22 protein-coding genes and 1 pseudogene are annotated in these 23,367 nt (G+C 67.9%); 17 read left to right on the top strand and 6 right to left on the bottom strand.

Going from position 1 to position 23,367, the window contains the following annotated elements:
- Positions 1-112 precede the first annotated feature (112 nt).
- Positions 113-1,009 (top strand): annotated as a pseudogene (locus QSK25_RS38945) (acyltransferase family protein); the annotation flags it as partial.
- 64 nt (positions 1,010-1,073) lie between these two features.
- Here QSK25_RS38945 and QSK25_RS38940 read toward each other — a convergent pair.
- Positions 1,074-4,268 carry a GH92 family glycosyl hydrolase gene (locus QSK25_RS38940; RefSeq protein ID WP_285645953.1) on the bottom strand — a complete coding sequence of 1,065 codons (3,195 nt, stop codon included), beginning with the start codon at positions 4,266-4,268 and terminating at the stop codon, positions 1,074-1,076.
- 53 nt (positions 4,269-4,321) lie between these two features.
- Between QSK25_RS38940 and QSK25_RS38935 the strand changes: the two genes are divergently transcribed.
- From QSK25_RS38935 to QSK25_RS38915, 5 genes are all read left to right on the top strand, one after another.
- Positions 4,322-5,584 carry a BNR-4 repeat-containing protein gene (locus tag QSK25_RS38935; protein WP_285645951.1) on the top strand — a complete coding sequence of 421 codons (1,263 nt, stop codon included), beginning with the start codon at positions 4,322-4,324 and terminating at the stop codon, positions 5,582-5,584.
- A 40-nt stretch (positions 5,585-5,624) separates the two neighbouring features.
- Complete coding sequence (locus QSK25_RS38930) at positions 5,625-6,008, top strand: VOC family protein (RefSeq protein ID WP_285645950.1); 384 nt, start codon at positions 5,625-5,627, stop codon at positions 6,006-6,008.
- Between the two features lie 119 nt (positions 6,009-6,127).
- A complete protein-coding gene (locus tag QSK25_RS38925; RefSeq protein WP_285645948.1) occupies positions 6,128-6,820 on the top strand; it encodes a chitinase in 693 nt (230 codons plus the stop codon).
- A gap of 167 nt (positions 6,821-6,987) precedes the next feature.
- On the top strand, positions 6,988-8,058 hold the full coding sequence (locus QSK25_RS38920) for a glycoside hydrolase family 19 protein (protein WP_285646152.1): 1,071 nt from the start codon (positions 6,988-6,990) through the stop codon (positions 8,056-8,058).
- 53 nt (positions 8,059-8,111) lie between these two features.
- Positions 8,112-8,600, top strand: a complete 489-nt coding sequence (locus QSK25_RS38915; protein ID WP_285645946.1) for a DinB family protein — start codon at positions 8,112-8,114, stop codon at positions 8,598-8,600.
- A 4-nt stretch (positions 8,601-8,604) separates the two neighbouring features.
- Here the strand turns inward: QSK25_RS38915 and QSK25_RS38910 are convergent, their stop codons facing one another.
- Positions 8,605-8,850 carry a mycoredoxin gene (locus QSK25_RS38910; RefSeq protein ID WP_285645942.1) on the bottom strand — a complete coding sequence of 82 codons (246 nt, stop codon included), beginning with the start codon at positions 8,848-8,850 and terminating at the stop codon, positions 8,605-8,607.
- Positions 8,851-9,176: 326 nt separating this feature from the next.
- Between QSK25_RS38910 and QSK25_RS38905 the strand changes: the two genes are divergently transcribed.
- Together QSK25_RS38905 and QSK25_RS38900 are read left to right on the top strand one after the other, a co-directional pair.
- A complete protein-coding gene (locus tag QSK25_RS38905; RefSeq protein ID WP_285645940.1) occupies positions 9,177-9,800 on the top strand; it encodes a DUF4360 domain-containing protein in 624 nt (207 codons plus the stop codon).
- 53 nt (positions 9,801-9,853) lie between these two features.
- On the top strand, positions 9,854-10,495 hold the full coding sequence (locus tag QSK25_RS38900) for a DUF4360 domain-containing protein (protein ID WP_285645937.1): 642 nt from the start codon (positions 9,854-9,856) through the stop codon (positions 10,493-10,495).
- A gap of 97 nt (positions 10,496-10,592) precedes the next feature.
- Here the strand turns inward: QSK25_RS38900 and ilvA are convergent, their stop codons facing one another.
- Positions 10,593-11,828, bottom strand: a complete 1,236-nt coding sequence (ilvA, locus tag QSK25_RS38895) for a threonine ammonia-lyase IlvA (RefSeq protein WP_285645936.1) — start codon at positions 11,826-11,828, stop codon at positions 10,593-10,595.
- A 101-nt stretch (positions 11,829-11,929) separates the two neighbouring features.
- On the opposite strand from ilvA, the gene QSK25_RS38890 reads away from it, so the two are divergent.
- The 3 genes from QSK25_RS38890 to QSK25_RS38880 all read left to right on the top strand — a co-directional run bounded on the left by QSK25_RS38890 (position 11,930) and on the right by QSK25_RS38880 (position 14,568).
- Positions 11,930-12,760 (top strand): lytic polysaccharide monooxygenase, encoded by an 831-nt coding sequence (locus QSK25_RS38890; RefSeq protein ID WP_352236878.1) that lies wholly within the window; start codon positions 11,930-11,932, stop codon positions 12,758-12,760.
- Between the two features lie 83 nt (positions 12,761-12,843).
- Positions 12,844-14,085 carry a ThuA domain-containing protein gene (locus tag QSK25_RS38885; protein WP_285645934.1) on the top strand — a complete coding sequence of 414 codons (1,242 nt, stop codon included), beginning with the start codon at positions 12,844-12,846 and terminating at the stop codon, positions 14,083-14,085.
- A 75-nt stretch (positions 14,086-14,160) separates the two neighbouring features.
- Positions 14,161-14,568, top strand: coding sequence for a DUF3574 domain-containing protein (locus QSK25_RS38880; protein WP_285645932.1), 408 nt, complete (start codon positions 14,161-14,163; stop codon positions 14,566-14,568).
- Here QSK25_RS38880 and QSK25_RS38875 read toward each other — a convergent pair.
- Positions 14,565-14,963, bottom strand: coding sequence for a hypothetical protein (locus tag QSK25_RS38875; protein ID WP_285645931.1), 399 nt, complete (start codon positions 14,961-14,963; stop codon positions 14,565-14,567). The genes QSK25_RS38880 and QSK25_RS38875 overlap by 4 nt on opposite strands.
- A 197-nt stretch (positions 14,964-15,160) precedes the next feature.
- On the opposite strand from QSK25_RS38875, the gene QSK25_RS38870 reads away from it, so the two are divergent.
- The 5 genes from QSK25_RS38870 to QSK25_RS38850 all read left to right on the top strand — a co-directional run bounded on the left by QSK25_RS38870 (position 15,161) and on the right by QSK25_RS38850 (position 18,978).
- A complete protein-coding gene (locus tag QSK25_RS38870) occupies positions 15,161-15,598 on the top strand; it encodes a helix-turn-helix domain-containing protein (protein ID WP_285645930.1) in 438 nt (145 codons plus the stop codon).
- Between the two features lie 3 nt (positions 15,599-15,601).
- The gene (locus QSK25_RS38865) at positions 15,602-16,114 is read left to right on the top strand and encodes an ImmA/IrrE family metallo-endopeptidase (RefSeq protein ID WP_285645929.1); all 513 of its coding nucleotides are present in this window, start codon (positions 15,602-15,604) and stop codon (positions 16,112-16,114) included.
- Entirely contained in the window at positions 16,115-17,224 is a 1,110-nt protein-coding gene (locus QSK25_RS38860) for an MAB_1171c family putative transporter (RefSeq protein WP_285645928.1), read from the top strand. It abuts the gene before it with no gap.
- A gap of 93 nt (positions 17,225-17,317) precedes the next feature.
- Positions 17,318-18,382, top strand: coding sequence for an ATP-dependent DNA ligase (locus QSK25_RS38855; protein ID WP_285645927.1), 1,065 nt, complete (start codon positions 17,318-17,320; stop codon positions 18,380-18,382).
- Positions 18,379-18,978, top strand: coding sequence for a YigZ family protein (locus QSK25_RS38850; protein ID WP_285645924.1), 600 nt, complete (start codon positions 18,379-18,381; stop codon positions 18,976-18,978). Before QSK25_RS38855 ends, QSK25_RS38850 begins: the two co-directional genes overlap by 4 nt.
- Here the strand turns inward: QSK25_RS38850 and QSK25_RS38845 are convergent.
- Positions 18,975-19,754, bottom strand: a complete 780-nt coding sequence (locus QSK25_RS38845; RefSeq protein ID WP_285645922.1) for an alpha/beta hydrolase — start codon at positions 19,752-19,754, stop codon at positions 18,975-18,977. The genes QSK25_RS38850 and QSK25_RS38845 overlap by 4 nt on opposite strands.
- Positions 19,755-19,794: 40 nt before the next feature.
- On the opposite strand from QSK25_RS38845, the gene QSK25_RS38840 reads away from it, so the two are divergent.
- Positions 19,795-20,421 (top strand): TetR/AcrR family transcriptional regulator, encoded by a 627-nt coding sequence (locus QSK25_RS38840; protein ID WP_285645920.1) that lies wholly within the window; start codon positions 19,795-19,797, stop codon positions 20,419-20,421.
- A gap of 14 nt (positions 20,422-20,435) precedes the next feature.
- Here QSK25_RS38840 and QSK25_RS38835 read toward each other — a convergent pair whose 3' ends face one another.
- Entirely contained in the window at positions 20,436-23,048 is a 2,613-nt protein-coding gene (locus QSK25_RS38835; protein ID WP_285645919.1) for a glycoside hydrolase family 3 protein, read from the bottom strand.
- Between the last annotated feature and the right edge of the window lie 319 nt (positions 23,049-23,367).

The following is a 23,367-nucleotide window of genomic DNA, read 5'->3' as shown; positions in this document are numbered from 1 at the left end:
TATTCCAAGCCCAAAAAGAATTTGTAACAACGGCCATGAACCGCACGAACCCACCGTCGTGCAGAATCAGGGAACGGAAGCGAAGCTGGGGCGTTTGCCTTCGCTGACCGGCATGAGATTCATCGCGGCGTTCATCGTCTTCGGATTCCACATCAACTCGGCAGGATTGTGGCCCTATCTGGACGTGCCGTTCCGTCAAGGCGCCACCGGAGTGAGCTTCTTCTTCATTTTGTCCGGTTTCGTGCTCACGTGGTCTGCGAGGCCGGAGACCACGGCGCGCACTTCCTGGCGTCGCCGAGCTGCGAAGATCTACCCGAACCACGTGGCGACCTGGCTGCTGGTGCTGCTGGTCGATGCCGTCACTCCGGGCGCCGCGCTGGCGAACCTCTCATTGACCCAGGCGTGGGTTCCGGACGAGTCCGTCTACTTCAGCTTGAACACCCCGGCGTGGTCGCTCTCCTGCGAGATGGCGTTCTACCTGGCATTCCCACTGCTGATCAAATGGCAGATGCGCAAGCCGTGGCTGATTGCAAGCGGAACGGTGATCGCGATTTTGACAGTTCCGTTGATCGCACTGTCAATGCCAGGCCCGCTCGAATACTGGTTCGTGTTCGTGTTCCCGCCCGTGCGCGCGCTGGAGTTCGTGCTCGGCATCGCGATGGCGCGGGTCGTGCAGCAGGGCAGGTGGATCGGGCTCGGGCTGTGGCCCGCGACCGCGCTGTTCGCCGTCGCCTACGTCGGGTCGTGGTACCTGCCGGCGTCGTTCCCGTACGTCGCGGGCACGGTGATCCCGCTGGCCCTGCTGATCCCGGCGGCCGCCGTCGCCGACCTGAGCGGCAGGTGGTCGCCGTGGCGGTCGCGCGTGATGGTGTGGCTCGGCACGGTGTCGTTCGCGTTCTACATGGTCCACCAGATCGTCATCCGGGTCGCCGAGAAGTTCCTCGACGTGCACGCGTTCCCGCTGGCCGCGGCGCTCGGCATGTTCGCGGCGTCGATGGTGGCGGCCTGGCTGCTGTACCGGGTGGTCGAGGTGCCGGCGGAACGGTTCCTGCGGGCACCTCGACCAGCGCGGATCAGGCGAGCGTCACCGCGTACAGCTCCACCCGCGGGTCGTCCGGCAGCGTCACCGAACGGACCGTCTTCGCGGGGTCGAGGCGCAGCGACTGACCGAACAGCCGGACCGGCGGCCCGTCAACGCCCTGCCCTGCCTTGATGCGGTGCGGCATCTCCAGCACGGTCGGCCCGCCGCCCGCCCAGTCGGGCACGGTGGCGGCCACCTCGGCCGAGGTGCCGTCGGCGTACCAGACGGTGAACGCGGCGGACACCGGTCCGTTGTGCGACGAGCCCACGACGTGCAGCCACGAGAACTGGCCGGTGGGCAGCAACATGCCCTGGCCGCGCGCCTCCACGAAGTTCGGCGCCGTGCCCGTCGGGTCCGGTGCCTGGTAGGTGATGCCACCCCACGTCACGGGGCCGGCGGCGGGCAGCAGGGCGGCGTCGTAGCTCCAGCCGCCGCCGTCGAAGTCGCCCGACGCCGAGTCCGCGACCGTGGCCGTGCCGTCGTGGTTGAGCTCCGGCGTCACGTCCACCGAGCACGTCGAGAACGCGCACAGGGCAGCGGGTTTGACCTCGACGACCGCCTTCAGCACGACCTCCCCGACCTGCACCGAGACGTCGTAGCTGCCCGGCGCCACGCCCGCAGGCACGGTGAACGTCAGCGGCACCGTCTTCTGCGTCGGCTGGTGCCGCGACACGATCACGAACGGCTTGGCACCGCTCACCTTCCAGCCCGCCGGAGCGGTCACCTCCGGCCGCACCGAGGTGGCGGCGGGCGACTGCGCCAGCACGTCGAGCTGCACGGTCAGCGACTGCGCGGTCTCCGAGGTCGGCAGCACGATCTCGGTGCTGCGCAACGACGCCGACAACGCCCGGCGCGAGTCCGGGTTGCCGTCGTTGAGCGAAGGCGGGGCGTCGGACCGCCCGGTGCCCCAGGACGACGGCTTCGACGACACCTCGTGGGTGAGGTTTCCACCGCGCTGCAACGAGGTCCACGACAGCCAGGTCTTGCGGACGTCCCGGCCGCCGAACGACACGTTCTTGATGTACCTGTTGGTGTCCGACACACCGCGCGCGCTGACGTTCAGCGTGCCGCCCTGTGTGCCGTACTGTCCGATTCGGACGGTCGCGGTCTCGAACTGCGGTGACGACAGGGCGAGGAAGTCCGCGCCGTTGAACGTCGGGTAGAGCCCGAGCGACGAGAAGACGTACCAGGCCGACATCGTGCCCAGGTCGTCGTTGCCGGTCATGCCGTCCGGGCCGGTGGTGAACAACGTCATCGCCGCCCGCACGACCGTCGCGGTCTTCGACGGCGTGCCCGCCCACAGGTACATGTACGGCGCGAGCAGGTCCGGTTCGTTGTTCGGGTTGTAGGTCGGCTTGCCGTAGTAGTCGTACGGCTCGGTGATCCAGTCGCGCTTCGCGGTACCGGCCGGGTCCAGCAGCAACTTGTCGTAGACGAAGAACGAGTCGAGCCGCTTCTCGGTCTCCTTGCGCCCGCCCATCAACGACACCAGGCCGTCCGGGTCCTGCGGCACGAGCCACTGGTACTGGTGGGCGCCGCCCTCGTGGAACTGGTGCGCGGCGTCGACCGGGTTGTACGGCGCGAGCCAGGTGCCGGCCTCGGTGCGCGGCCGGAACTGCCCGATCGAGGCGTCCCACAGGTTGCGGTACCACTGGCCGCGGTCGGCGAACATCCGCGCGTCGGCCCGCTTGCCGAGTCCCTTGGCCATCAACGCGAGCGACGCGTCGGCCGCCGAGTACTCCAGAGTGGCGGACGCCGGGTGGACGCAGTCGTTGTCGCCGCCCTTGTGCGCGCAGTCCTTGCCGAGCTCGAGACCGGACGGGATGTAGCCGCGGTCCTGGTAGTACCGCACACCCGACCGTCCGTTGTACGGCGATTCGGCGGGTGGCAACGACGTCGCGTTGGTGCGCAGGAGCTGGTAAGTCTCCTCCTCGTACCCCTTCAGCAGCCCCTTCGACCAGGCCTCGACGAGGAACGGCGTGACCGGGTCACCCGTCATGATGTTGGTCTCGGACGAGGCCAGCGCCCAGCGCGGCAACCACCCCCCGTCCCGTCCACTGGCCACAACGGACAGTGCGACGTCTCTTGCCACCTTGGGCTCGAGGATCTGCAACAGCTGGTTCTGCGGCCGGTACGTGTCCCACAGCGAGAAGTTCTGGTACGGCGTGTGGCCGGAAGCCGTGCGCACCTCGCCGTCGAAGCCCATGTACTTGCCGTCGACGTCACCGGCGAGGTTCGGGTGCAGCACCGAGTGGTAGAGCGCGGTGTAGAACGCGACCTGCCGATCTCTCGTCCCTCCCGTGACCCTCACGGCGTCGAGCTGCTTCTTCCACACGTCCTTGGCGGCGTTGACCGTGGCGTCGAAGTCGAAGGCGGGAGCCTCCGCCGCGAGGTTCTTCCGCGCGCCCTCGATGCCGGTGTACGACAGGCCGAGCTTCAGCACGACGTCCCGGTCCGCGGTCGCGTCGAACGTGACCCACGCGCCGTTCCCGCCCGTGCCGGCCGCGTCCCGGACGTTCGGCGTGGGGACGCTCCCCCGCCACGCGCCGAAGGAAGCGAACGGCCGGTCGAACGTCGCGGTGAAGTAGACGGTGTGCTCGTCCTTGCCCGCGCAGAACCGGCCGTTGCGCACCCGGCCCTCGATCGTGCGGTCACCGACGACGTGGATCTCCGAGTCCAGCACCGTCTGGTTCGACCGTCCGGTGTTGAACAGGACGTTCGCCGCGCCGCTCGCGGGGAACGTGTAGCGCTGCCACCCGGTCCGCTGCGTGGCGGTGAGTTCGGCGTTCACCCCGTACTTCGACAGCCCGACGCGGTAGTAGCCGGGTTGCGCGGCCTCGTCCGAATGGCTGAACTCGGACTTGTAGGCGTTGATGTCAACGTTGTCGACGGACCCGACCGTGGGCATCACCGGCAGCTCGCCCATGACGCCGCAGCCGACGCCCGACAGGTGCGTCTGCGAGAACCCGTAGATCGAGTTCGCCTTGTAGTCGTACCCGCCCTGCCCTCCCGTGTCAGGGCTGACCTGCACCATTCCGAACGGCACCGACGCCCCGGGGAACGTGTTGCCGAAGTTCTGCGTGCCCACGAAGGGGTTCACCAACGAGGAGGGATCTTCCTGCGCCTGTGCTGTCTGGGCAGGAACTGTTAAGGCCAGTAACAGTCCGGCTACAACCAGTGTCCGCATGGAACGCAGTATTGTCTGATCGTCGCCGCCCCGACACCCATCGGAGGTCGGCGATGCGCGTTTTCTTCGCGGTGTTGCTGATTCTTGTCGCATTTTGTCAGCCGGCGCAGGCCGCGCCCGCTCTCGACACGGTCACCACGGCGAGCGTCTACGGGTGCCTGCGCACCAACGGCGCGGGTGTGTACGACGCCAGCGTCAACAAGACGTTCGTGACGTACTCGGGGACCCGGCACGACATCTACGTCAAGGCGTTCGACCACGCGGCGAACTCGTGGTCGGCGGCGGTCAAGGTCGCCACGCTGAACCTGACGCACGACAACGCCTACCACGACTACCCGGTGCTGACGCAGCTCGGCGACGGCCGGCTCGCGGTCTTCCGCGCCACGCACACGGCGTCGATGCAGCTCTACACCGCGCCTGCGCCGCGGTCGATCACGGGCACCTGGTCGGCGCGGACGATCAGCACCGACAAGAACACCTACCCGGAGCCGGTCGTCACCGGCAACACGATCCACCTCTTCTACAGCCACAACACCGATCTCTCGTACCCGTACCGCACGTACAAGATGATCAAGTCGACGGACAACGGCCAGACGTGGTCCGCGCCGCGCACGATCATCGACTCGGGCCGCACGGCCGACAGGTACGCCGAGGTGTACGCGTTCGGCGTGACGCACCGCAACGGCCGCGTCTACCTGACCTGGTCGCTGCACGGCGGCCCCAAGGGCCACAACGGAGGCGGCAAGAACATCTACGTCGCCTACCTCGACACGGCGTCCGGCACCCTGTTCACGGTCGGTGGCGCGTCGCTCGGCACGGTGATCGACTCGGGTGACACCGACAAGACCCGCGTCGTGACGACGAACCCGACGGACCTGCCGGCCGACAAGGCGTTGCCGGAGGAGAACCCGGTGACGGTGCCGTTGAACGACGGCTCGCTCGTGCTGGGCCATGGCGTGCACACGCGCACCAGCGCCCGGATCGTGCTCTCCCGTTTCGCTTCCGGCACCTGGACTTCCACGACGGTGGACAGCTCGACGTCGTTGTTCAAGGACCTCGTCGCGACGGGCGGCGGCGTCGACTTCTCCTACGCCAGCGCGGACCGCAAGCGCTTGCTGGTGAAGTCGTGGACGCCCGGCGGATCCGTTGCGGGCAAACACGATCTGACCATCCCGTACGCGGCGGGCGCCGACACGACGTTCTACGCGAACTTCGTGGAGAACCGGCCGAGTGACCTGATCGCCAACACGATCGACTACGAAACCCGCAAGACCAACCACACCGGCACCTGGCCGGTGTTCTCCATCCGGGGTTAAAGGTGCTGCGCGGGCATGACACCTGCACTAGACAGGTGTCATGCCCGTACAGCTCAACCACACCATCGTCCACTGCTCCGACCAGAACGTCTCCGCCCGCTTCCTCACCGAGCTCCTCGGCCTGCCGGACGCCGTGCGCTTCGGCCCGTTCCTCGTCGTCGAGGTCGCGAACGGCGTCTCGCTCGACTACCTGACCGCGTCCGGCCCGATCACCGAGCAGCACTACGCGTTCCTCGTTTCCGAGGACGAGTTCGACGAGATCTACGGCCGCATCCGGGAACGCGGCCTCGACCACTGGGCCGACCCGTTCCACAGCGCGCCGGGGCAGATCAACACCAACGACGGCGGGCGCGGCGTCTACTGGAGCGATCCCGACGGCCACAACCTGGAGATCATCACCCGCCCGTACGGTTCCGGTTCCTGACGAACCGGTTCACGTATCTAAAAGGTATAGACCACCTCTTGTGCTCGGAGTATCAGCCCTGCCACCGTGAGAGCGGTAACACGCAGTGGCCGCCCTGACACTCCGAGGAGTTGGTCCCCATGCTCAGGACCCGCGCCGCCGCCCTGCTCGTCGCGCTGATCGGCGTCTTCACGCTCGTTCAGCCGGCGACGGCGGCGCCCTACGTCATCACCGACGCCCAGTTCAACCAGATGTTCCCGTCGCGCAACAGCTTCTACACGCTCTCGGGGCTGCGGAACGCGATCAACTGGTCGGGCAGGTTCGCCAACGAGGGCAGCGAGACGATCAAGAAGCAGGAGCTCGCGGCGTTCCTCGCCAACGTCTCGCACGAGACCGGTGGCCTGTACTACCTCCGCGAGATCAACCAGAGCGGCGACTACTGCGACGAGAGCCAGTCCTACGGCTGCCCCGCCGGGGTGCGGCAGTACTACGGCCGCGGCCCGATCCAGCTGTCGTGGAACTACAACTACAAGGCGGCCGGCGACTACCTCGGCATCCGCGACCTGCTGCAGAAGCCCGACCAGGTCGCCACCAACGCCACCACGGCGTGGAAGACCGCCATCTGGTACTGGATGACGCAGAACGGCCCTGGCACCATGACCCCGCACGCGGCGATGACCGGTTCGCGCGGGTTCGGCCAGACGATCCGCAGCATCAACGGCTCACTGGAGTGCGGCGGCCGCAACCCGGGCGCGGTGGAGTCCCGCGTGTCGAAGTACCGCCAGTTCACCGGCATCATCGGCGTCGCGCAGGGGTCGAACCTCTACTGCTAGCAAGTGAGAGCGCTCCCCCAGGTCGTTCGGTGCCACCCAGGGGAACCTCTTCCTCCACCACAGAAGAAAAAGGTCTAGACCCTTGACTGGTCTGGACCACTGATGCCAACCTCAGCGTTGTTCACATACCTGATCCTCCGGGCGCAAGACTCCAGGAGTGAGTGACCTTGCTGAGAAAAAGAATTCTGGCGTCTCTGGCGGCGGTGGCGATGGCGGCGACCGTGGCCGTCCTCGCCCCGACCGCGTCCGCGCAGGCCGAAGTGTCCGCACAGGCCTGTTCGGGCAACAACTGGGTGGCCGGGCAGTGGTACACGGCCGGCACCACCGTCAGGTACACCGACGGCAAGTACTACACCGCCGAGCACGACAATCCCGGCTACGACCCCATCATCTCCACCTGGTACTGGGAGCCGGCGAACTGCGGCGGTGGAGGTGGCGGCGGCACCTGCAGCGCTCCTGACTGGGTAGCGGGTCAGTGGTACCCGGCCGGCAGCATCGTGCGGTACGCCCCCAACGGCCTGTACTACATCGCCGAGAACGAGAACCCCGGCTACGACCCGACGATCTCCACCTGGTACTGGAGGTCGCACACCTGCAACGGTGGCGGCGGGGGCGGAGGCGGCGGCGGCAACATCGTCTCCGAGGCCCAGTTCAACCAGATGTTCCCCGGCCGCAACAGCTTCTACACCTACCAGGGCTTCATCGACGCGACGAAGACGATCCCCGCGTTCGGCACGGTCGGCAGCGACGCGGTGAAGAAGCAGGAGTTCGCGGCGTTCCTCGCGAACGCCTCGCACGAGACCGGTGGCCTCGTCTACATCGAAGAGATCAACAAGAACAACGACCTCTGCGACGAGAGCCGTCCGTACGGCTGCCCGGCCGGCACCTACGCCTACTACGGCCGCGGTCCGATCCAGCTGTCGTGGAACTTCAACTACCAGGCGGCGGGCGAGTACCTCGGCCTGAACCTGCTGCAGAACCCGTACCAGGTGGCGCAGAACTCCACCACCGCGTGGCGGACGGCGATCTGGTACTGGATGACGCAGTGGGGCCCCGGCTCCATGACGCCGCACATGGCGATGGTCAACGGCGCCGGCTTCGGCCAGACCATCCGCAGCATCAACGGTTCCCTGGAGTGCGACGGCCGCAACCCGGCGCAGGTCCAGAGCCGCGTGTCGAAGTACCAGCAGTTCACCAGCATCCTCGGCGTGGCCCCTGGCGGCAACCTGTACTGCTAGTGGTCCTCCTGACTAGGACTTGAGCGGTCCTGGTCCGGTCATAGCTTCACTGCATGACCATGGAGCTCACCGATCTGCTGCACGAGCTGAACGACCAGCGCAGCACGTTCCGCGTCACGATGAACGGCTTGTCGGAGGCGGACGCCAAGAAGCGCACGACCGTCAGCGAACTCACGCTGGGTGGGTTGCTCAAGCACCTCACCCGGTGTGAGCGCGGCTGGACCCACATCCTGACCGAGCAACCCCTTCCACCGCCCGGGATGCTGGACTTCGACCAGTACACCTGGACGGGCACGGACTTCGGGGAACTGCTCACGTCGTACGACGAGGCGGTGCGCGCGACCGACGAGGCCCTGCGCACCGCCTCGCTCGACAAACTCGTCCCGCTGCCGTCCGCGCCCTGGGACACCGACCCGCAGCCCATGTCGATCCGGCGGATCGCGCTGCACCTGATCCGGGAGACCGCGCAGCACGCGGGCCACGCGGACATCATCCGCGAGATGCTCGACGGCCAGTCGACGACGGCGTTCCTCTACGAGTAGCCGCTCAGGCCGCGAGCTGTTCCTTCACCTGGGCGAGCGACGGGTTCGTCAGCGCCTTGCCGTTCGGGAAGTGCACGGTCGGCACCGTCCGGTTGCCGCCGTTGACCTCCATCACGAAGTCGGCCGCGCCCGGCGTCTCCTCGATGTTGATCTCGACGTACTCGATGCCTTCGCGGTCGAGCGAGCTCTTCAGGATCCGGCAGTAGCCGCACCACGAGGTCGAGTAGACGGTCAGCTGGTCGGGAGCCATCAGGCGCACTCCTCATCGGGGTTGGACTGTGTCACCAGTATCAACATCCGATGAGGAGCGCTTCTTCCCAGGGCGGGGAAGCTCACTCCCGCCACTCGATCGGACCAGCGAACGGCGATCGTCAGACAATCGTCAGGTCAATTCTCTGCACGGTGGGTGAGCATGGTCCGCGCGCGGCCGAAGATTTCGACCGTGCACTTTGTCGTACATTTTCTGGGACACCACCCACTAATTCAGTCACCCAATCGGCGGCCCGTCACCACGCAGGGTTTCCGATATCGTCGTGATTCCGCCGCCACAAACGAAAGCAACCAGAAAGGCTGGCCATGCTGAAAAAGGTGGCGGCTGCTGCCCTCGCGCTGTCCGCGGTCCTCACCGCGCCGGCCGCGCACGCAGCACCCGATGTCCCCGACTTCGTGACGATCGACGTCGTCACCGTCAACGGTTCCGGCTGCCCCGCGGGCACCGCGGCCGTGGCCGCGGCGGACGACCGCACGGCGTTCACGGTCACCTACAGCCAGTACCTGGCCCAAGCCGGTCAGGGCTCCGGTCCCACCGACTTCCGCAAGAACTGCCAGCTCAACATCAGAGTGTCCTACCCGCAGGGTTTCACGTTCGGCATCGCCCAGGCCGACTACCGCGGATTCGCCCACCTGCAGCAGGGCGCGACAGGCACGGAAAAGGGCAACTACTACTTCCAGGGAATGTCGCAGGGCGCGAGCCGCTCCCACTCGTTCAGCGGCCCGAAGAGCGACAACTGGCAGGCCACCGACCGCGCGCAGGTATCGGAAATCATCTACGCGCCGTGCGGTGAGGTGCGGCACCTGAACATCAACACCGAACTGCGCGTGAACGCGGGAACGGCGTCGAAAGCGAACAGCTTCATGACGATGGATTCCACGGACAGCAGCGTGAGCACGAAGTACCAGTTCTCCTGGAAGCGCTGCTGACCGCAGGCACCGACCGCCGCCGCCCCGAACGTTTCGACTCCGAAAGGTGCCCGATGCTCACCACCCTGGCCGCGGCCGCGCTCGCGATGTCGACGATCATCGTCCCGCCCGGCGGTGCCCCCGGTGACACTCCCCCGCCGGACCACATCACCATCGACGTCGTGACGATCAACGGCTCCGGCTGCCGGGCGGGAACCGCCGCCGTGGCCGTCAGCCCGGACAACAAGGCGTTCACCGTCACCTACAGCGAGTTCATGGCCCAGGTCGGTCCGCAGGCCCTGCCCACCGACTTCCGCAAGAACTGCCAGCTGAACCTGCGCGTCAACGTGCCGTCGGGCTTCACCTACGGCATCGCGTCCACCGACTACCGCGGCTTCGCGCACCTGGAGCGCGGCGCCACCGCCCTGGAGAAGGCCAACTACTACTTCCAGGGCATGTCGCAGACCGAGTACAAGCAGCACAACTACAAGGGCCCGTTCAGCGACGACTGGCAGGCGACGGACACGACCGACGTGGCCGCGATCGTCTACCACCCGTGCGGCGAGAAGCGGAACTTCAACATCAACACGGAGCTGCGGGTCATGGCCGGCACCTCCGACAAGAAGCTCACCAGCTTCATCGCGATGGACTCCACGGACGGCTCCATCGAGACGACGTACCACTTCTCCTGGAAGGTATGTCCGCCTAGGCCGTAGTACCCCGCTAGGTGCCGGGCATTCCGCGAACGGGGTGCCCGGCACGCCCCTCTTCCGAGTTCGACGCGCCGGTGCGCGAACTCCACGAGCAGATGCTCTAGATCAGGAACCGGTACGCCGTCGACCCCGGCTCCACGTGCTGGATCTTGAGCGGGGACTCCTTCATCCGGCCCCACAGCAGGTCGTAGTCCTCGCGGCGGCCCAGCTCGATGCAGACGAGCGCGGCCCCGGTCTCCCGGTTGTCGCGCTTCATGTACTCGAACTGCACGATGTCGTCGTCCTTGCCGAGCACGTCGTCGAGGAACCGCCGCAGCGCGCCGGGCTCCTGCGGGAACTCGACCAGGAACCAGTGCTTGAGGCCGCGGTGGATCATCGAACGCTCGACGATCTCGGCGTACCGCGACACGTCGTTGTTGCCACCGGACAGCAGGCACACGACCGTCGCGTCGGGGGCCACCGCGATCTCCTCGACCAGCGCGGCCGAGGCCAGCGCACCGGCGGGCTCCGCGATGATGCCGTCGATCTGGTACAGCTCCAGCATCTCCGTGCACACCGCGCCCTCGGACACGGTCAGCAGCTCGGCGCCGGAGTCGCGGACCATCGGGAACGTCACGTCGCCGGCCCGGCGCACGGCCGCGCCGTCGACGAACGAGTCCACGTTGGGCAGCGTCACCGGCTCGCCCGCCTGCACGGCGGCGATCATGGAGGCGGCGCCGGCCGGCTCCACGCCGATGATGCGGGTCTTCGGGAAGCGCTCCTTGAACCACGTGCCGACGCCGGACAGCAGGCCACCGCCGCCGATCGGCACGATCACGACGTCCGGAGCGCCGCCCAGCTGCTGGACGATCTCCAGGCCCACGGTGCCCTGACCGGCCACGGTGCGGCGGTCGTCGAAGGCCGGCACCAGGGTCGCGCCGGTCGCCACGGCGTACTCCTTGGCGAGGGCGGCCGCGTCGTCGTAGGTGTCGCCGTCGACGATCAGCTGCACCATGCCCTGGCCGAGGGCGTGGATGCGGTCCCGCTTCTGGCGCGGGGTGGTCCGCGGCACGTGCACGCGGCCCTCGATGCCCAGGCGGCGGCAGGCGTACGCCATGCCCTGGCCGTGGTTGCCGGCCGACGCGCACACGGCGCCGCCGAACGCGAACTCGGTCTGGCAGAGCAGGTTGAACGCTCCGCGCAGCTTGTAGGAGCGGCCGACCTGGAGGTCCTCGCGCTTGAACCACACGCGGGCGCCGGTCTTCTCGGACAACCGCTGGTTGACCTCTAGCGGCGTGGTGCGCGCGACTCCACCGAGCCGGGCAGCGGCCGCGGACACCTCATCAGCGAAGGACATGACAGTACATCTTCCGTGAACGACTCGGGTCTGGCACGCGTACCCCTAGAAAGACAGGGGAGGTGCCCGTGTTTCGCCTTTTGGGCGTGCTAACGCTGCTCATGATGCTCTCTGTGGTTCCCGCGCACGCCCATGGTGCGCCCACTGACCCGCCGAGCAGGGCTTTCCTGTGTTCGCCAGGTCAGCCCACAGCATCATCCCCGCCGTGCCGCGACGCCATTTCAGCGGGGCTGCCGTCCAAGGAGTGGGACAACATCCGGTTGGCGAACGTGCGCGGCCAGGACCGGCAGAAGGTCCCCGACGGCCGCCTGTGCAGCGCGGGGCTGCCGAAGTACACCGGTCTCGACGCGCCCAGCGCCGAGTGGCCCGCGACGTTGCTCAAGGACACGGGCTTCACCTACCGGGCGACCATTCCGCACCAGGGTTCGTTCCGGTTCTACGTCACCCGCGCCGGCTACCAGCCGGCCAGATCGCTGACGTGGGCCGACCTCGACCAGTTCCTGAGCGTGCCCTCTCCCCCGCTCGTGAACGGCGCCTACGAGTTCCAGGTGCAGCTGCCGAAGAACCTCACCGGGCGGCACCTGATCTACACGGTCTGGCAGAACACGGACACGCCCGACACCTACTACTCGTGCACGGACGTCGAACTCGCGGCACCCGCGCCGCCACCGGCCCAGGCCCAGCAGGCCCCCGCCGTCGCACCTCCCGTGCGGGCCGCGCCGAAGACCACGCGGTCCGCGCCGTCGTCGGAGCCGTCCGCACCCGTCACCACCACCGCGCGGCAGAGCACGCCCCGGCCCGTTCCCGTTGCGTCGAGCGCCGAACAACCGCCGTCCGACGCCACCAGGTTCGGCATGGCGGCCGTGGTCGCGGCCCTGGGCGGCCTGGCGGTGCTGGGCGGCTTCATGTTGTGGCGCAAAAGAATTCTGTGAACGTACCGGTCCCCAACAGGTCTAGACCTTCTCTACGATGATCTTCGGGCGCGCAACCCCTGCTACACGAAGGTGTGTCCCGAATGGCCAGAAAACTGCTGGCGTTGCTGGCAATGCTCGCCGCCACCCTCGTCCCGGTTTCTCTCTCGGCAACGAACTCGGCACAAGCGGCACCGTTCAAGGTGCTGGCGTTCTACAACGGCACCTGGGACGCGGCGCACATCGCGTTCGTCAACGAGGCCAACCCGTGGCTGACCCGCGCGGGTCAGGAGAACGGCTTCACCTACGAGTCGACCCGTGACTGGAACCGGCTCACCAACCTGACCCCGGCCCAGGCCCAGGTCGTGATCTTCCTCGACGACGCGCCCACGGGTGCGGCGGCGCGGTCCGGCTTCCAGCGCTACATCGAGGCGGGCGGCGGTTTCTTCGGCTTCCACGTCAGCGCGTTCACCCAGAACGCGAACGAGTGGCCCTGGTACCACAACACGTTCCTGGCCAAGGGCAACTTCGTCAGCAACACGTGGGGTCCGACCGTCGCGACGCTGAAGGTCGAGACCCGCACCCACCCGTCGACGCTGCGCCTGCCCGACCGGTTCGTCTCGGCGGTCAGCGAGTGGTACAGCTGGGACCGCGACCTGCGGCAGAACTCGAACATCCAGGTCCTGGCGAGCGTCGACCCGGTGAGCTTCCCGCTCGGCACCGACCCGAACCAGCAGTGGCGTTCGGGTTACTACCCGATCATGTGGACGAACAAGAACTACAAGATGATCTACGCGAACTTCGGCCACAACGCCATGGACTACGCGGCGAACCGGCCGCTGTCGTCCACGTTCGCGAGCGCCACGCAGAACAACTTCCTCATCGACAGCCTGCTCTGGCTGGGCGGTGGCGGCACCCCGCCGCCGCAGGGCGAGTGGAAGACGATCACCAACCGCGGCAACGGCAAGTGCGTCGACGCCGCGGGAGCGGGCCTGACCAACGGCACCGTCATCCAGCAGTACGCGTGCAACGGCACCACGGCGCAGAACTTCCGCGTCGTGGCGACCACCGACGGGTTCTCGCGGGTCGAGTACCGCAACGACCCGAACAAGGTGCTGGACGTGAGCGGCCCGTCCACCGCGGACAACACCGGCATCCACCTGTGGGACGACTTCGGTTCGACCAACCAGCAGTGGCGGGTCACGACCGGGTCCGACGGCTACTCGACGCTGACGGCACGGCACTCGAACAAGTGCCTGGCGGCGAACGGTGGCAGCGCTGACGGCGTGCAGCTGGTGCAGGTGACCTGCAACGGGTCGGCGGCGCAGAGCTTCAAGATCGGCTAGTCCGTCGGGATCGGGTGGTTCCCAAGGAGCGAAACACGTTCAACCGGCCGGGCTCCGGCCGGTTGGATGTGCTCCATGACGACACGACGCGGAACCGTGGCCTGGCTGGTCGGCGCTCTCCTGCTGGGTCTCACCTCGGCGAGCGCGGCCGCACCGGCCGCCCCCTCCCCCGGCGAGCAGTACAGGCGCACGGAGCTGTACTTCGGCGGCAACCTGCAGAACGGCACCCCCATCACCCCGGCGCAGTTCGAGTCGTTCCTCGACGCGGAGGTGACGCCGGCCTTCCCCGACGGGCTCACCTGGCTCCAGGCGCACGGCCAGTGGAAGGGCGGCAAGGAGGACTCCTACGTCCTGATCCTGCTGTACCCGCAGTCCGACCGCGCCGCGAACCGCGAGATCGAGGAGATCCGGCGCGACTACAAGTCCCAGTTCGGCCAGGAGTCGGTGCTGCGCGCCGACAGCACGGACCGGGTCTCGTTCTAGGAGTTCTGGGACGAGCGTGAGCGGTTCTGCTCGCCCAGGCGGCCGGAACCGCTCACCACGACCCGTTCACCGGGCAACGGGTCGCTGGGGTGTGCGGCCCCGAGGAACCCGTACATGTCGTTGAGCTGGTGCAACGCCTGCACCGCGTCCCGCCACACCGGGCAGGGCCACGCGCGGTGCCGCCCGTACCAGGTGTGGCACGACTTGCACCGGTGCCGCTCGTTCGGCTCGTGCATCCGCAGCAGCCCCCGCCACCACGGCAGGGCGGCACGGAGCTGCTCACGCAGTTCGAACACCTCGTCGGGCGAGTCCGTCTGCGCGAGCTGGTTCATGGTCTTGTAGACGACATCGATCACCGACTGGTGGAACGACCCTTGTCGCTCAGCAAGCGCCATGTCCCGGAACCTCCGCGAAGTGGCGATCAGGTGGACTGCCGTGACCGTCCCGGACCGGGTGGACACCCTCCGCAGTTGAGACGCGCACGGGGGGAGTCTATGTTGGCCATTGGAGGGCTTTCAACTGGTGAAAATCCACTCACCCAGATAGCCCTTTCCATGGGTGGAGACGCTCACCGCGCAACGGGGGAGGCGGCATGGCGGGGGAACGGTCCCTGGCGGACAAGCTCAACCACCTCTTCGCCAGACATACCTCCAGGTCAGGCCAGGAGTACAGCAACGAGCAGGTCGCCGCCGCGATCGCCGACACCGGCCTGACGATCTCGCAGAGCTACATCTGGCAGCTGCGCAAGGGCAAGAAGGACAACCCGACGTTCAAGCATTTGCAGGCACTGGCAGGCTTCTTCGGTGTGCCCGTGAGCTACTTCTTCGACGACGAGGTCACCGATCGCGTCGACGAGCAGCTGAAGTCGTTGCAGGACGAGCAGTCGCGCCTGAACGAGATCACCTCGGGCAGCGACGCGCAGCTCATGGCGATGCGCGCGGGGGAACTGTCGCCGGACCGCCGCCGCCTGGTCATGGAACTGCTCGACGTGGTCTACCGACAGGAACAGGCCGAGCGCGGCGAAGGATGACTCGTGGCCGAACGAGATTTGCGCAAGCGGTGCCGCCGCTTGTTGAACGAGCTGGACATCCAGCCGCCGCTCGACGTGCACGAGCTGTGCCGGCGCGTCGGTGACCAGCGCGGCAAGCCGATCCGGCTGATCGCGCACCCGATCCCGGTGCCCGGCCCGTACGGCGTGTGGATCGCGACCGCCAAGGCCGACTACATCCTGTACCAGCAGGAGACGTCGAAGGCGCACCAGAACCACATCATCCTGCACGAACTCGGCCACCTGCTGGCCGGGCACACGAGCGACGAGCAGGACGACGATCTGCTCGCGGGCCTCTACCCCGACCTCGAACCGAACGCGGTGCGGCGGGCGTTGCGGCGCACGTCCTACGACTCGGCGCACGAACGCGAGGCCGAGACGGTGGCGACGATCATCCTGGAGTGGGCGTCGGTGCTGGACAAGGTCGCGCCCCGCGCGTCCGAGGGCCCGGCGCGGCGCATGTCGAAGTCGCTCGCGGACCGCCTGGGGTGGTTGTAGGTGGAGTACCTCAAGGAAACACAGGGCATCGTCGCGTTCTCGGCCCTCGCGGTCGTGCTGTACCTGCTGGTGCGCAGACCGTTCGACCCGCGCCTGCGGTCGGTGACCGGACTGGTCGCGGGCTGGGCGATCGGCTACCCGTTCGGCCGGGCGGCGGCCAACGGGCGGTGGTTCCTCGGGCTCGACCCGATGGTGTGCCAGCTGATCCAGCACTCGATGCTCCAGGTCGGCGTGTACGGCCTGATCTGCTTCTTCATCTTCTCCGCGCTGGACGACGCCCGCGCCAAGCGGCAGGCGTTGCTCCAGCTCGCGCCACTGGTGCTGTGCATCACCGTGATGACGTGGGCGGTGCTCGCGATCCCGGACGACCTGAGGGTGGCCGCGGCGCGCGTGCCGAACTCGCTCGGCGGCGGCCCGACCGGGATCCTCGCGATCACGGTCTTCTACGCGCTGGGCAACGGCTACCTGCTCTACGGGTTCGCGACCATGTTCGTGTGGGCGCGCCGCTACGCCCGCGGCGCCGAGCCCCGGTTGCGGCGCGGCCTGCTGATCACCTCGACGGGTCTCGCGCTGCTGGTGCCGGCCGACGCGATCTTCGTGGCCTCCAACGTCTCCCGCTACTTCGGTGAGCCGCTCCCCCGCTGGCTGCTGACGACCGCGGTGTGGTTCCTGCTGCCGGGCGTGCTGTTCTGCGTGATCGGCGTGATCTACCCGATCGCGGCGATGCGCTTCGCCGCGACCCGGTTGTGGTTGCGGCACCTGCGGGCCTACCACCGACTGGCTCCACTGTGGACGTTGCTGCACCAGTCGTTCCCCGAGGACGCCCTGCACCGGGTGCCGTCGCGGCGGGACGCGGTGTCGTTGCGCGGCGTGCACCGGCGCTACTACCGGCGGGTGATCGAGTGCCGCGACGGGCTGGTGCGGATCAGCCCGTACGTCGCTGAGACGCCGGAGGACCTGCCGCTGTCGGAACGGTTGCGGGCGGGCCTCGAGACGCGCCGGTCGGGCGCGGTGACGCTGCGGCGGCCGATCGCGCTGGCGATCCCCGAGGACGACGGCATGGACGCGGACGTGCGGGAACTCGAAAAGCTCGCGGTGTCGTTGCGCTGAGCCGGGCCGTGTCGGGCCAGTCCGTCCGCGCTGGCCGCGCTCAGACGTGAGTCTCATCGAACGGACTGGCCCGACACGGCCTATGGTCGCGGGGTGGACCTGCCCGTGCTGCCGCCGGTGAAGCCGATGCTCGCGAAGTCCGTGCCCTCGCTGCCGCGCGGGGACGGGCTCTCCTACGAGCCCAAGTGGGACGGGTTCCGGTGCGTCGTGTTCCGCGACGGCGACGAGGTGGAGCTCGGTTCGCGCAACGACAAGCCGTTGACCAGGTACTTCCCCGAGGTCGTGGCGCTGCTCGAACGGGCTCTGCCGCCGCGGTGCGTGGTGGACGGTGAGATCGTCCTGGTGACGCCGGACGGGTTGAGCTTCGACACGTTGCAGCTGCGGCTGCACCCGGCGGCGTCGCGGGTGCGGAAGCTCTCGGTGGAGACGCCGGCGAGCTTCGTGGCGTTCGACCTGCTGGCGCTGGGCGACGAGGACGTCACCGGGTTGTCCTTCGCCGAACGGCGCAAGCTGCTGGAGACGGCCGTGTCCGAGGTGCCCGGTGTCTACCTGACACCGTCCACAACGGACCCGGACGTGGCGCAGGACTGGTTCACCCGGTTCGAGGGCGCGGGGTTCGACGGTGTGATGGTGAAGGCGCTGGACGGGGTGTACGAGCCGGACAAGCGCGTGATGTTCAAGGTGAAGCACGAGCGGACGGCCGACTGCGTGGTCGCGGGCTACCGGTGGCACAAGGACGGCGAGACGGTCGGATCGCTGGTGCTCGGGCTCTACCAGGACGGCGAGCTGCACAACGTCGGCGTGGCGAGCAGCTTCACGGCGGCGCGGCGGCGGGAGCTGGTCGAGGAGCTGGCGCCGTTGCTCGATCCCGCCGACCACCCGTGGGCGGCGTGGGCGACGTACGAGGGGCCCGGCATGAACAGCCGGTGGAACCCCGGCAAGCAGCTCCAGGTCGTGCTGCTCGATCCGTCGCGGGTGGCCGAGGTGCGCTACGAGCACGTGCAGGGCGGCCGGTTCCGGCACACCGCGCGGCTGGTGCGCTTTCGCGCGGACAAGACGCCGCTGGAATGCACGTACGAGCAGCTGGAAGAGGTGCCGCCGGCGGAGTTGGACGCGCTGTTCGGCGAGGCTGAGCGGCGGCGGACAATCGAACCGTGAAGGTGATCAAGCGGGACGGCACGCACGAGATCGAGATCCAGCGGTCGCGGTTCCTGTGCCACGTCGCCCGGGTCGCCACCGACGCCGAGGCTTCCGAGTTCTTCGCCCGGGTCCGCAAGGAGCACTGGCAGGCCTCGCACAACTGCACGGCGTTCCGGACGGCGGACACCCAGCGCTCGTCCGACGACGGCGAACCCGCCGGCACGGCCGGGGTGCCGATGCTGGAGGTGCTGACGCGGCGGGACCTCGTGGACACCGCCGTCGTCGTCACCCGCTACTACGGCGGCATCAAACTCGGGGCCGGTGGCCTGGTCCGCGCGTACGGACGGGCCGTGTCCGAGGCCATCGACGCTCTCGGCACCTTGACGCGCGAACGGCACGAGAGCGTGCTTTTGGCCGTGGAGCACGATCAGGCCGGGAAGCTGGAGAACGCGTTGCGCGCGGCCGGGTACCACGTCGCGGACACGGACTACGGTCATGACGTCACCTTCACCGTTCTCACGAAGGACCCGGACGACTTCGAGGTCTGGCTCGCCGCTGCGACGGGCGGTGCGGTGACCGCCATCAGGGGCGAGCCCGTGGACCTCGACACCTAGAACCTGCTCGCCCAGTTCAGGGCGTGGTCGGCGACCTCTTCCCAGCCCTGCGTGCCCAGGACGAAGTGCGGGCGGTTCGGGAACTCCTTGATCTCGGTGACGGTGGGCGTCTTGTAACGGCGGGCGTTCTCGCGGTTCATCGAGGCGGGCACGACGTTGTCGCTTTCGCTCGCGATGAACAGCAGCGGCGCGCGGTTCGGGTTCCGGTAGTCGACCCTGGTCGCGTTGTGGGTGGTGAAGTTGGCGGTCGCGGCCTGCCAGAGCGGACGTCCGGGCGCGGTGATGGCCCACTTCTCGCGCAGCGCCTCGGCTTCGTCCTTCGGGAGCGTGTTGGTGAAGGCGTAGTGCCATTCCTCGGCCGTCAGGGCGACGTTGCGCTTGGCGTTGGCCGGGTTCTTGAGCACCGGGAACGCGGCCTTGAGCGAGGAGAACGGCAGGCCCAGCGTGCCCTTGGCGGGCGCCGAGTGGATCGCCACGCCGGCCTTGCCGAGGCCCCGGTCGAGCAGCTTCTGGGTGATCAGGCCGCCGAACGAGTGGCCCATGATGATCGCGTCCTCGGCGTTGTTGGCGCGGATGAACTTCTCGACGTGGTCGGTGATCTCGACGACGCCGAGGCCGTTCGCGATCTCCGGGTGGGCCCGCATCTCGGCGACCTCGCCGTAGCCGGGCCAGGTCGGCGTGAGCACCTCGTGGCCGGCGGCCTCGAAGCGTTCGGCGACGTTCTTCCAGCTCGCCGCGGTGAGCCACAGTCCGTGAACCAGCACGATCTTCGACATTCCCGTCTCCTTCAGTTGTGGAGAACGCTCGTTCTCCGGCATGGGTGCTAAGGTAGAGAACGTACGTTCTCCACGGCAAGGGGTAAGCGTTGTGACTGCGGACACAGAGGCGCGGGAGCGGGTCCTAGAGGCCGCTGACCGGCTGTTTTACGCGAAGAGCGCGCACGCTGTCGGCATGGACGAGCTGCGCGCGGAGGCCGGCGTCTCGCTGAAGAAGCTCTACCAGCTCTTCGACGGCAAGGACGCGCTGGTCGAGGAGGTCCTGCGGCGGCGGGAGGAGGCCATCACCGCCGCGACCATGCAGTACGTGCGGCGCGCGTCGACGCCGGAGGAGCAGGTCCTCGCGGTCTTCGACTGGATGGCGGACTCGTCGGGGACGACGGACTTCCGCGGCTGCGCGTTCATCAACTCCTACGCGGAGCTGGGCCCGTCCTCGGAGCGCGTGACGGCGGTGGTGCGCCACCAGAAGTCCGGCGTGCGGGGGGCGATCGCGGCGATGGTCGCGGCGACCGGCCGGCCAGAATGGGTGGCGGACTCGATCTTCCTGCTGTTCGAGGGGGCGATGACGAACACGGCGATCACCGTGTCGTCCGAACCCGCCCGGCAGGCACAGACGGCGGCGCGCTTCCTGCTGGAGAAAACAGCAGGAAGCGCGCCGGGGGCCTAGCTGGTGCTCAGTGCCTACGTGCAGGGCAGGGCGTCCGGATCGGTGCCCGCCTTGGGCACCCACCGGATGTTCGCGAACGAGGCCTGGAACGCGCCGTCGGTGTAGACGAGGAACGGCGTGTTGACCAGTTCCAGGTCCAGCCCCTTGTCGGAGAAGCAGGAGACCGGGATCTTGACGGTCGACTTCTGCCCGACGGGGAGGTCGCGGAACACCTGCGTGGCATCGATCTCGGCCATGCACGGGTACTGGCAGTGTGAGCTGATGACCGTGCGGTTGGCCGGGGCCTGGTGCACGATCACGTCGAACACGATGGCGGAGTTGGCGTTGCCGTAGCCCCGCAGGTCGGCGGGCGCCGGGCTCTGCAGGTACACCTGGCCGGGGCCGGTGCCGGTCCACGTCGTCTTGAGCGCGTCCTGCTGGACGTTGACGTCGGACTGCACGACGTTGATCTCGGCGTGCGAGGCCTGGCCGTCGGGGCCGATGACCGTGCCGCCCCAGTTCTCCGCCGACCCGATCATCGACTGGTAGGGCGCGATGTCGGTGCGGTTGAAGACCTCCAGGTCCTCGGTGGCCGTGCCGCCGCCACCACCGGAGCACAGGGCGCCGGGGCTGGTCTCGTCGAGCTTGCCGAGGTTGCCGGTCTGCCAGTCGCGCAGGCCGTAGCCGAGCTTGAACAGCGGCTTCTTGGCGGGCTCACCGGGCAGCGCCGGGCAGGCCTCGCCGGGCCACGAGTAGGACAGCTTGCCGCTGAACCCGTTGTGGCGTCCCTTGATCAGCAGGTCGGCGATGCCGCCGCCCTCGGTGCCGGGCAGCCACGCCGCGACGAACGCGTCGGAGCGGTTGATCTCCTTGTTCATGTAGAGCGCGCGGCCACCGACGTACACGGTGACGACCGGCTTGCCCTTGCCGGAGACCTTGTCCAGCACCGCGAGGTCCTGCGGCTGCAGGCGGGCGGCCTCGAAGGAACGCTTGCCGAGGTCGCCGACGCCCTCCGCGTACGGGGTCTCACCGATGACGGCGATGACGGCGTCGAACTGCGACGCGTCCACGCCGTCCGCGGTCGCGGAGAACGTCACGTTCGCGGTGCCCAGGGTGTCCTGGATGCCCTTGAGGATGCTGGTGGCGTTGGGGAAGTCGGCGTTGGTGTTGCCGGTGCCCTGCCACGACAGCGTCCAGCCACCGGTCTGGTTGCCGATGTTGTCGGCGCTCTTGCCGACCACGAGCACCTTGCTGCGCTTGGACAACGGCAGCACGCGCTTGTCGTTCTTCAGCAGCACGGCGGACTCGCGCACGGCCTCGCGCGCCAGTTCCTTGTGCTGCAACGCCTTCGCGTCACCGGCGTGCTCGCGCAGCGACGGCTTCTTGGCCTCGAAGACGCCGGCGCGCAGCTTGACGCGCAGGATGCGGGTCACCGCGTCGTCGATGCGGGCCATCGGGATCTCGCCCTTTTCGACGGACGCGATCGTGTTGGTGATGAACGCCTTCCAGTCGTTCGGCACCATGAAGATGTCGAGACCGGCGTTGACCGCCTGCGGGCAGGAGCCGTTAGTGCAGCCGGTGACCTGGCCGTGGCCGTTCCAGTCGCCGACGAGCAGGCCGTCGAAGCCCATCTTCTCCTTGAGGATGCCGGTCTGCACGTACTTGGAGCCGTGCACCTTGCCCTCGTTGATGACGTCGTTCGTCCAGCTGTTGAACGAGATCATCACCGACTGCGCACCCGCGGCGAGGGCACCGTAGTAGCCCTGGCCGTGCAGGTTGATCATGTCCTTCTCGGAGAAGGCGTTGACGCCCTGGTCCTTGCCGCCGGTCGTGCCGCCGTCACCGAGGAAGTGCTTCGCGGTGGCGATCACGCCGTCTTCGCTGATGCGCTTCTTGGCGTTGTCCTGCAGACCGCGCACGGCCTCGTAGCCGTAGGCGCGCGTGATCCGCGGGTCCTCGGAGAAGCCCTCGTACGTGCGGCCCCAGCGGTCGTCCTGCACGACGGCGAGCGTCGGCGAGAACGCCCAGTCCTGGCCGGTGGCGCGGATCTGCTCGGCCGTGGCCGCGTTGATGTCGCGGATGAGGCACGGGTCCTGCGTCGCACCGAGACCGATGTTGTGCGGGAAGACCGTCGCGCCGTAGACGTTGTTGTTGCCGTGCACGGCGTCGATGCCCCAGATGACGGGGATCTTGGTGCGCGACTGCTTCGAGGCCTCGAAGTACGCGTCGGCCAGCGCCAGCCACTCCTGCGGCGTCGCGTTCTTCTTCGCGCCGGGCCAGCTGCCGCCACCGTTGAGGACGGAGCCGAACCCGTAGGTCTTGACGTCCTCGGCCGTGATCGCGGCGATCTCCGGCTGGGTCATCTGACCGACCTTCTCGGCCAGCGTCATGTCCTTGAGGATCGCCTTGATCCTCGCCTCGTCCCTGCGGTCACCGTCGAGCTGGCTCTCGACCTTCGGCCAGCCCTTGAGCTCCGGCAGGGACTTCTCGATGCGGGCACAGCCGTGCTCCGTCTTGGGCTGCCCGATGACCGTCTGCTTCGGCGGCTTCGGCGGCCAGTGCTGCGCGTCCTGCGCGACGGCCGCCGAGGTCGTGCCGGCGGCGAGCGTCAGCCCCAGCACTGCGGCGAGAGTGCTTCTCCAATGCATGCCGCCGATCCTCAACGGCGTGTTACGTCCACGTCAATGGGAACGCTCTCACGACTTTGTTCCGGAAACTTTCAGGACGAAAGTCCCATACCGGGCTGATGGGTTCGGTTGAGCGGGGTTGTGGGGTGTTGGGGCACTCTGTTGGGCTCGCTTGGGTGGTGGTCCTGGAGACCTCGACGAGCGTGGGCCAGGCATCGCCGCTTCGCGACGATGGGGATCGGGGCTTGACAGTGAGGATGTGTGTGGTGGTTCTCGCTGGGCTGGTCTGACTCGTGGCTTGACTGACCTTGTGTCTTTCCGAAGATCTGTCGTCTGGTCT

It is taken from the genome of Lentzea sp. NBRC 102530, from assembly GCF_030269365.1.
Lineage (GTDB): Bacteria > Actinomycetota > Actinomycetes > Mycobacteriales > Pseudonocardiaceae > Lentzea.
This window is presented reverse-complemented; position numbering and strand designations above follow the sequence as displayed.

Bases quoted from the DNA above. Each gene is read 5' to 3' on its own strand.
- QSK25_RS38940 (WP_285645953.1), bottom strand. From the start codon at position 4,268: ATGCGGACACTGGTTGTAGCCGGACTGTTACTGGCCTTAACAGTTCCT.
- QSK25_RS38935 (WP_285645951.1), top strand. From the start codon at position 4,322: ATGCGCGTTTTCTTCGCGGTGTTGCTGATTCTTGTCGCATTTTGTCAG.
- QSK25_RS38930 (WP_285645950.1), top strand. From the start codon at position 5,625: ATGCCCGTACAGCTCAACCACACCATCGTCCACTGCTCCGACCAGAAC.
- QSK25_RS38925 (WP_285645948.1), top strand. From the start codon at position 6,128: ATGCTCAGGACCCGCGCCGCCGCCCTGCTCGTCGCGCTGATCGGCGTC.
- QSK25_RS38915 (WP_285645946.1), top strand. From the start codon at position 8,112: ATGACCATGGAGCTCACCGATCTGCTGCACGAGCTGAACGACCAGCGC.
- QSK25_RS38910 (WP_285645942.1), bottom strand. From the start codon at position 8,850: ATGGCTCCCGACCAGCTGACCGTCTACTCGACCTCGTGGTGCGGCTAC.
- QSK25_RS38905 (WP_285645940.1), top strand. From the start codon at position 9,177: ATGCTGAAAAAGGTGGCGGCTGCTGCCCTCGCGCTGTCCGCGGTCCTC.
- QSK25_RS38900 (WP_285645937.1), top strand. From the start codon at position 9,854: ATGCTCACCACCCTGGCCGCGGCCGCGCTCGCGATGTCGACGATCATC.
- ilvA (WP_285645936.1), bottom strand. From the start codon at position 11,828: ATGTCCTTCGCTGATGAGGTGTCCGCGGCCGCTGCCCGGCTCGGTGGA.
- QSK25_RS38890 (WP_352236878.1), top strand. From the start codon at position 11,930: ATGATGCTCTCTGTGGTTCCCGCGCACGCCCATGGTGCGCCCACTGAC.
- QSK25_RS38885 (WP_285645934.1), top strand. From the start codon at position 12,844: ATGGCCAGAAAACTGCTGGCGTTGCTGGCAATGCTCGCCGCCACCCTC.
- QSK25_RS38880 (WP_285645932.1), top strand. From the start codon at position 14,161: ATGACGACACGACGCGGAACCGTGGCCTGGCTGGTCGGCGCTCTCCTG.
- QSK25_RS38875 (WP_285645931.1), bottom strand. From the start codon at position 14,963: ATGGCGCTTGCTGAGCGACAAGGGTCGTTCCACCAGTCGGTGATCGAT.
- QSK25_RS38870 (WP_285645930.1), top strand. From the start codon at position 15,161: ATGGCGGGGGAACGGTCCCTGGCGGACAAGCTCAACCACCTCTTCGCC.
- QSK25_RS38845 (WP_285645922.1), bottom strand. From the start codon at position 19,754: ATGTCGAAGATCGTGCTGGTTCACGGACTGTGGCTCACCGCGGCGAGC.
- QSK25_RS38840 (WP_285645920.1), top strand. From the start codon at position 19,795: ATGGGTGCTAAGGTAGAGAACGTACGTTCTCCACGGCAAGGGGTAAGC.
- QSK25_RS38835 (WP_285645919.1), bottom strand. From the start codon at position 23,048: ATGCATTGGAGAAGCACTCTCGCCGCAGTGCTGGGGCTGACGCTCGCC.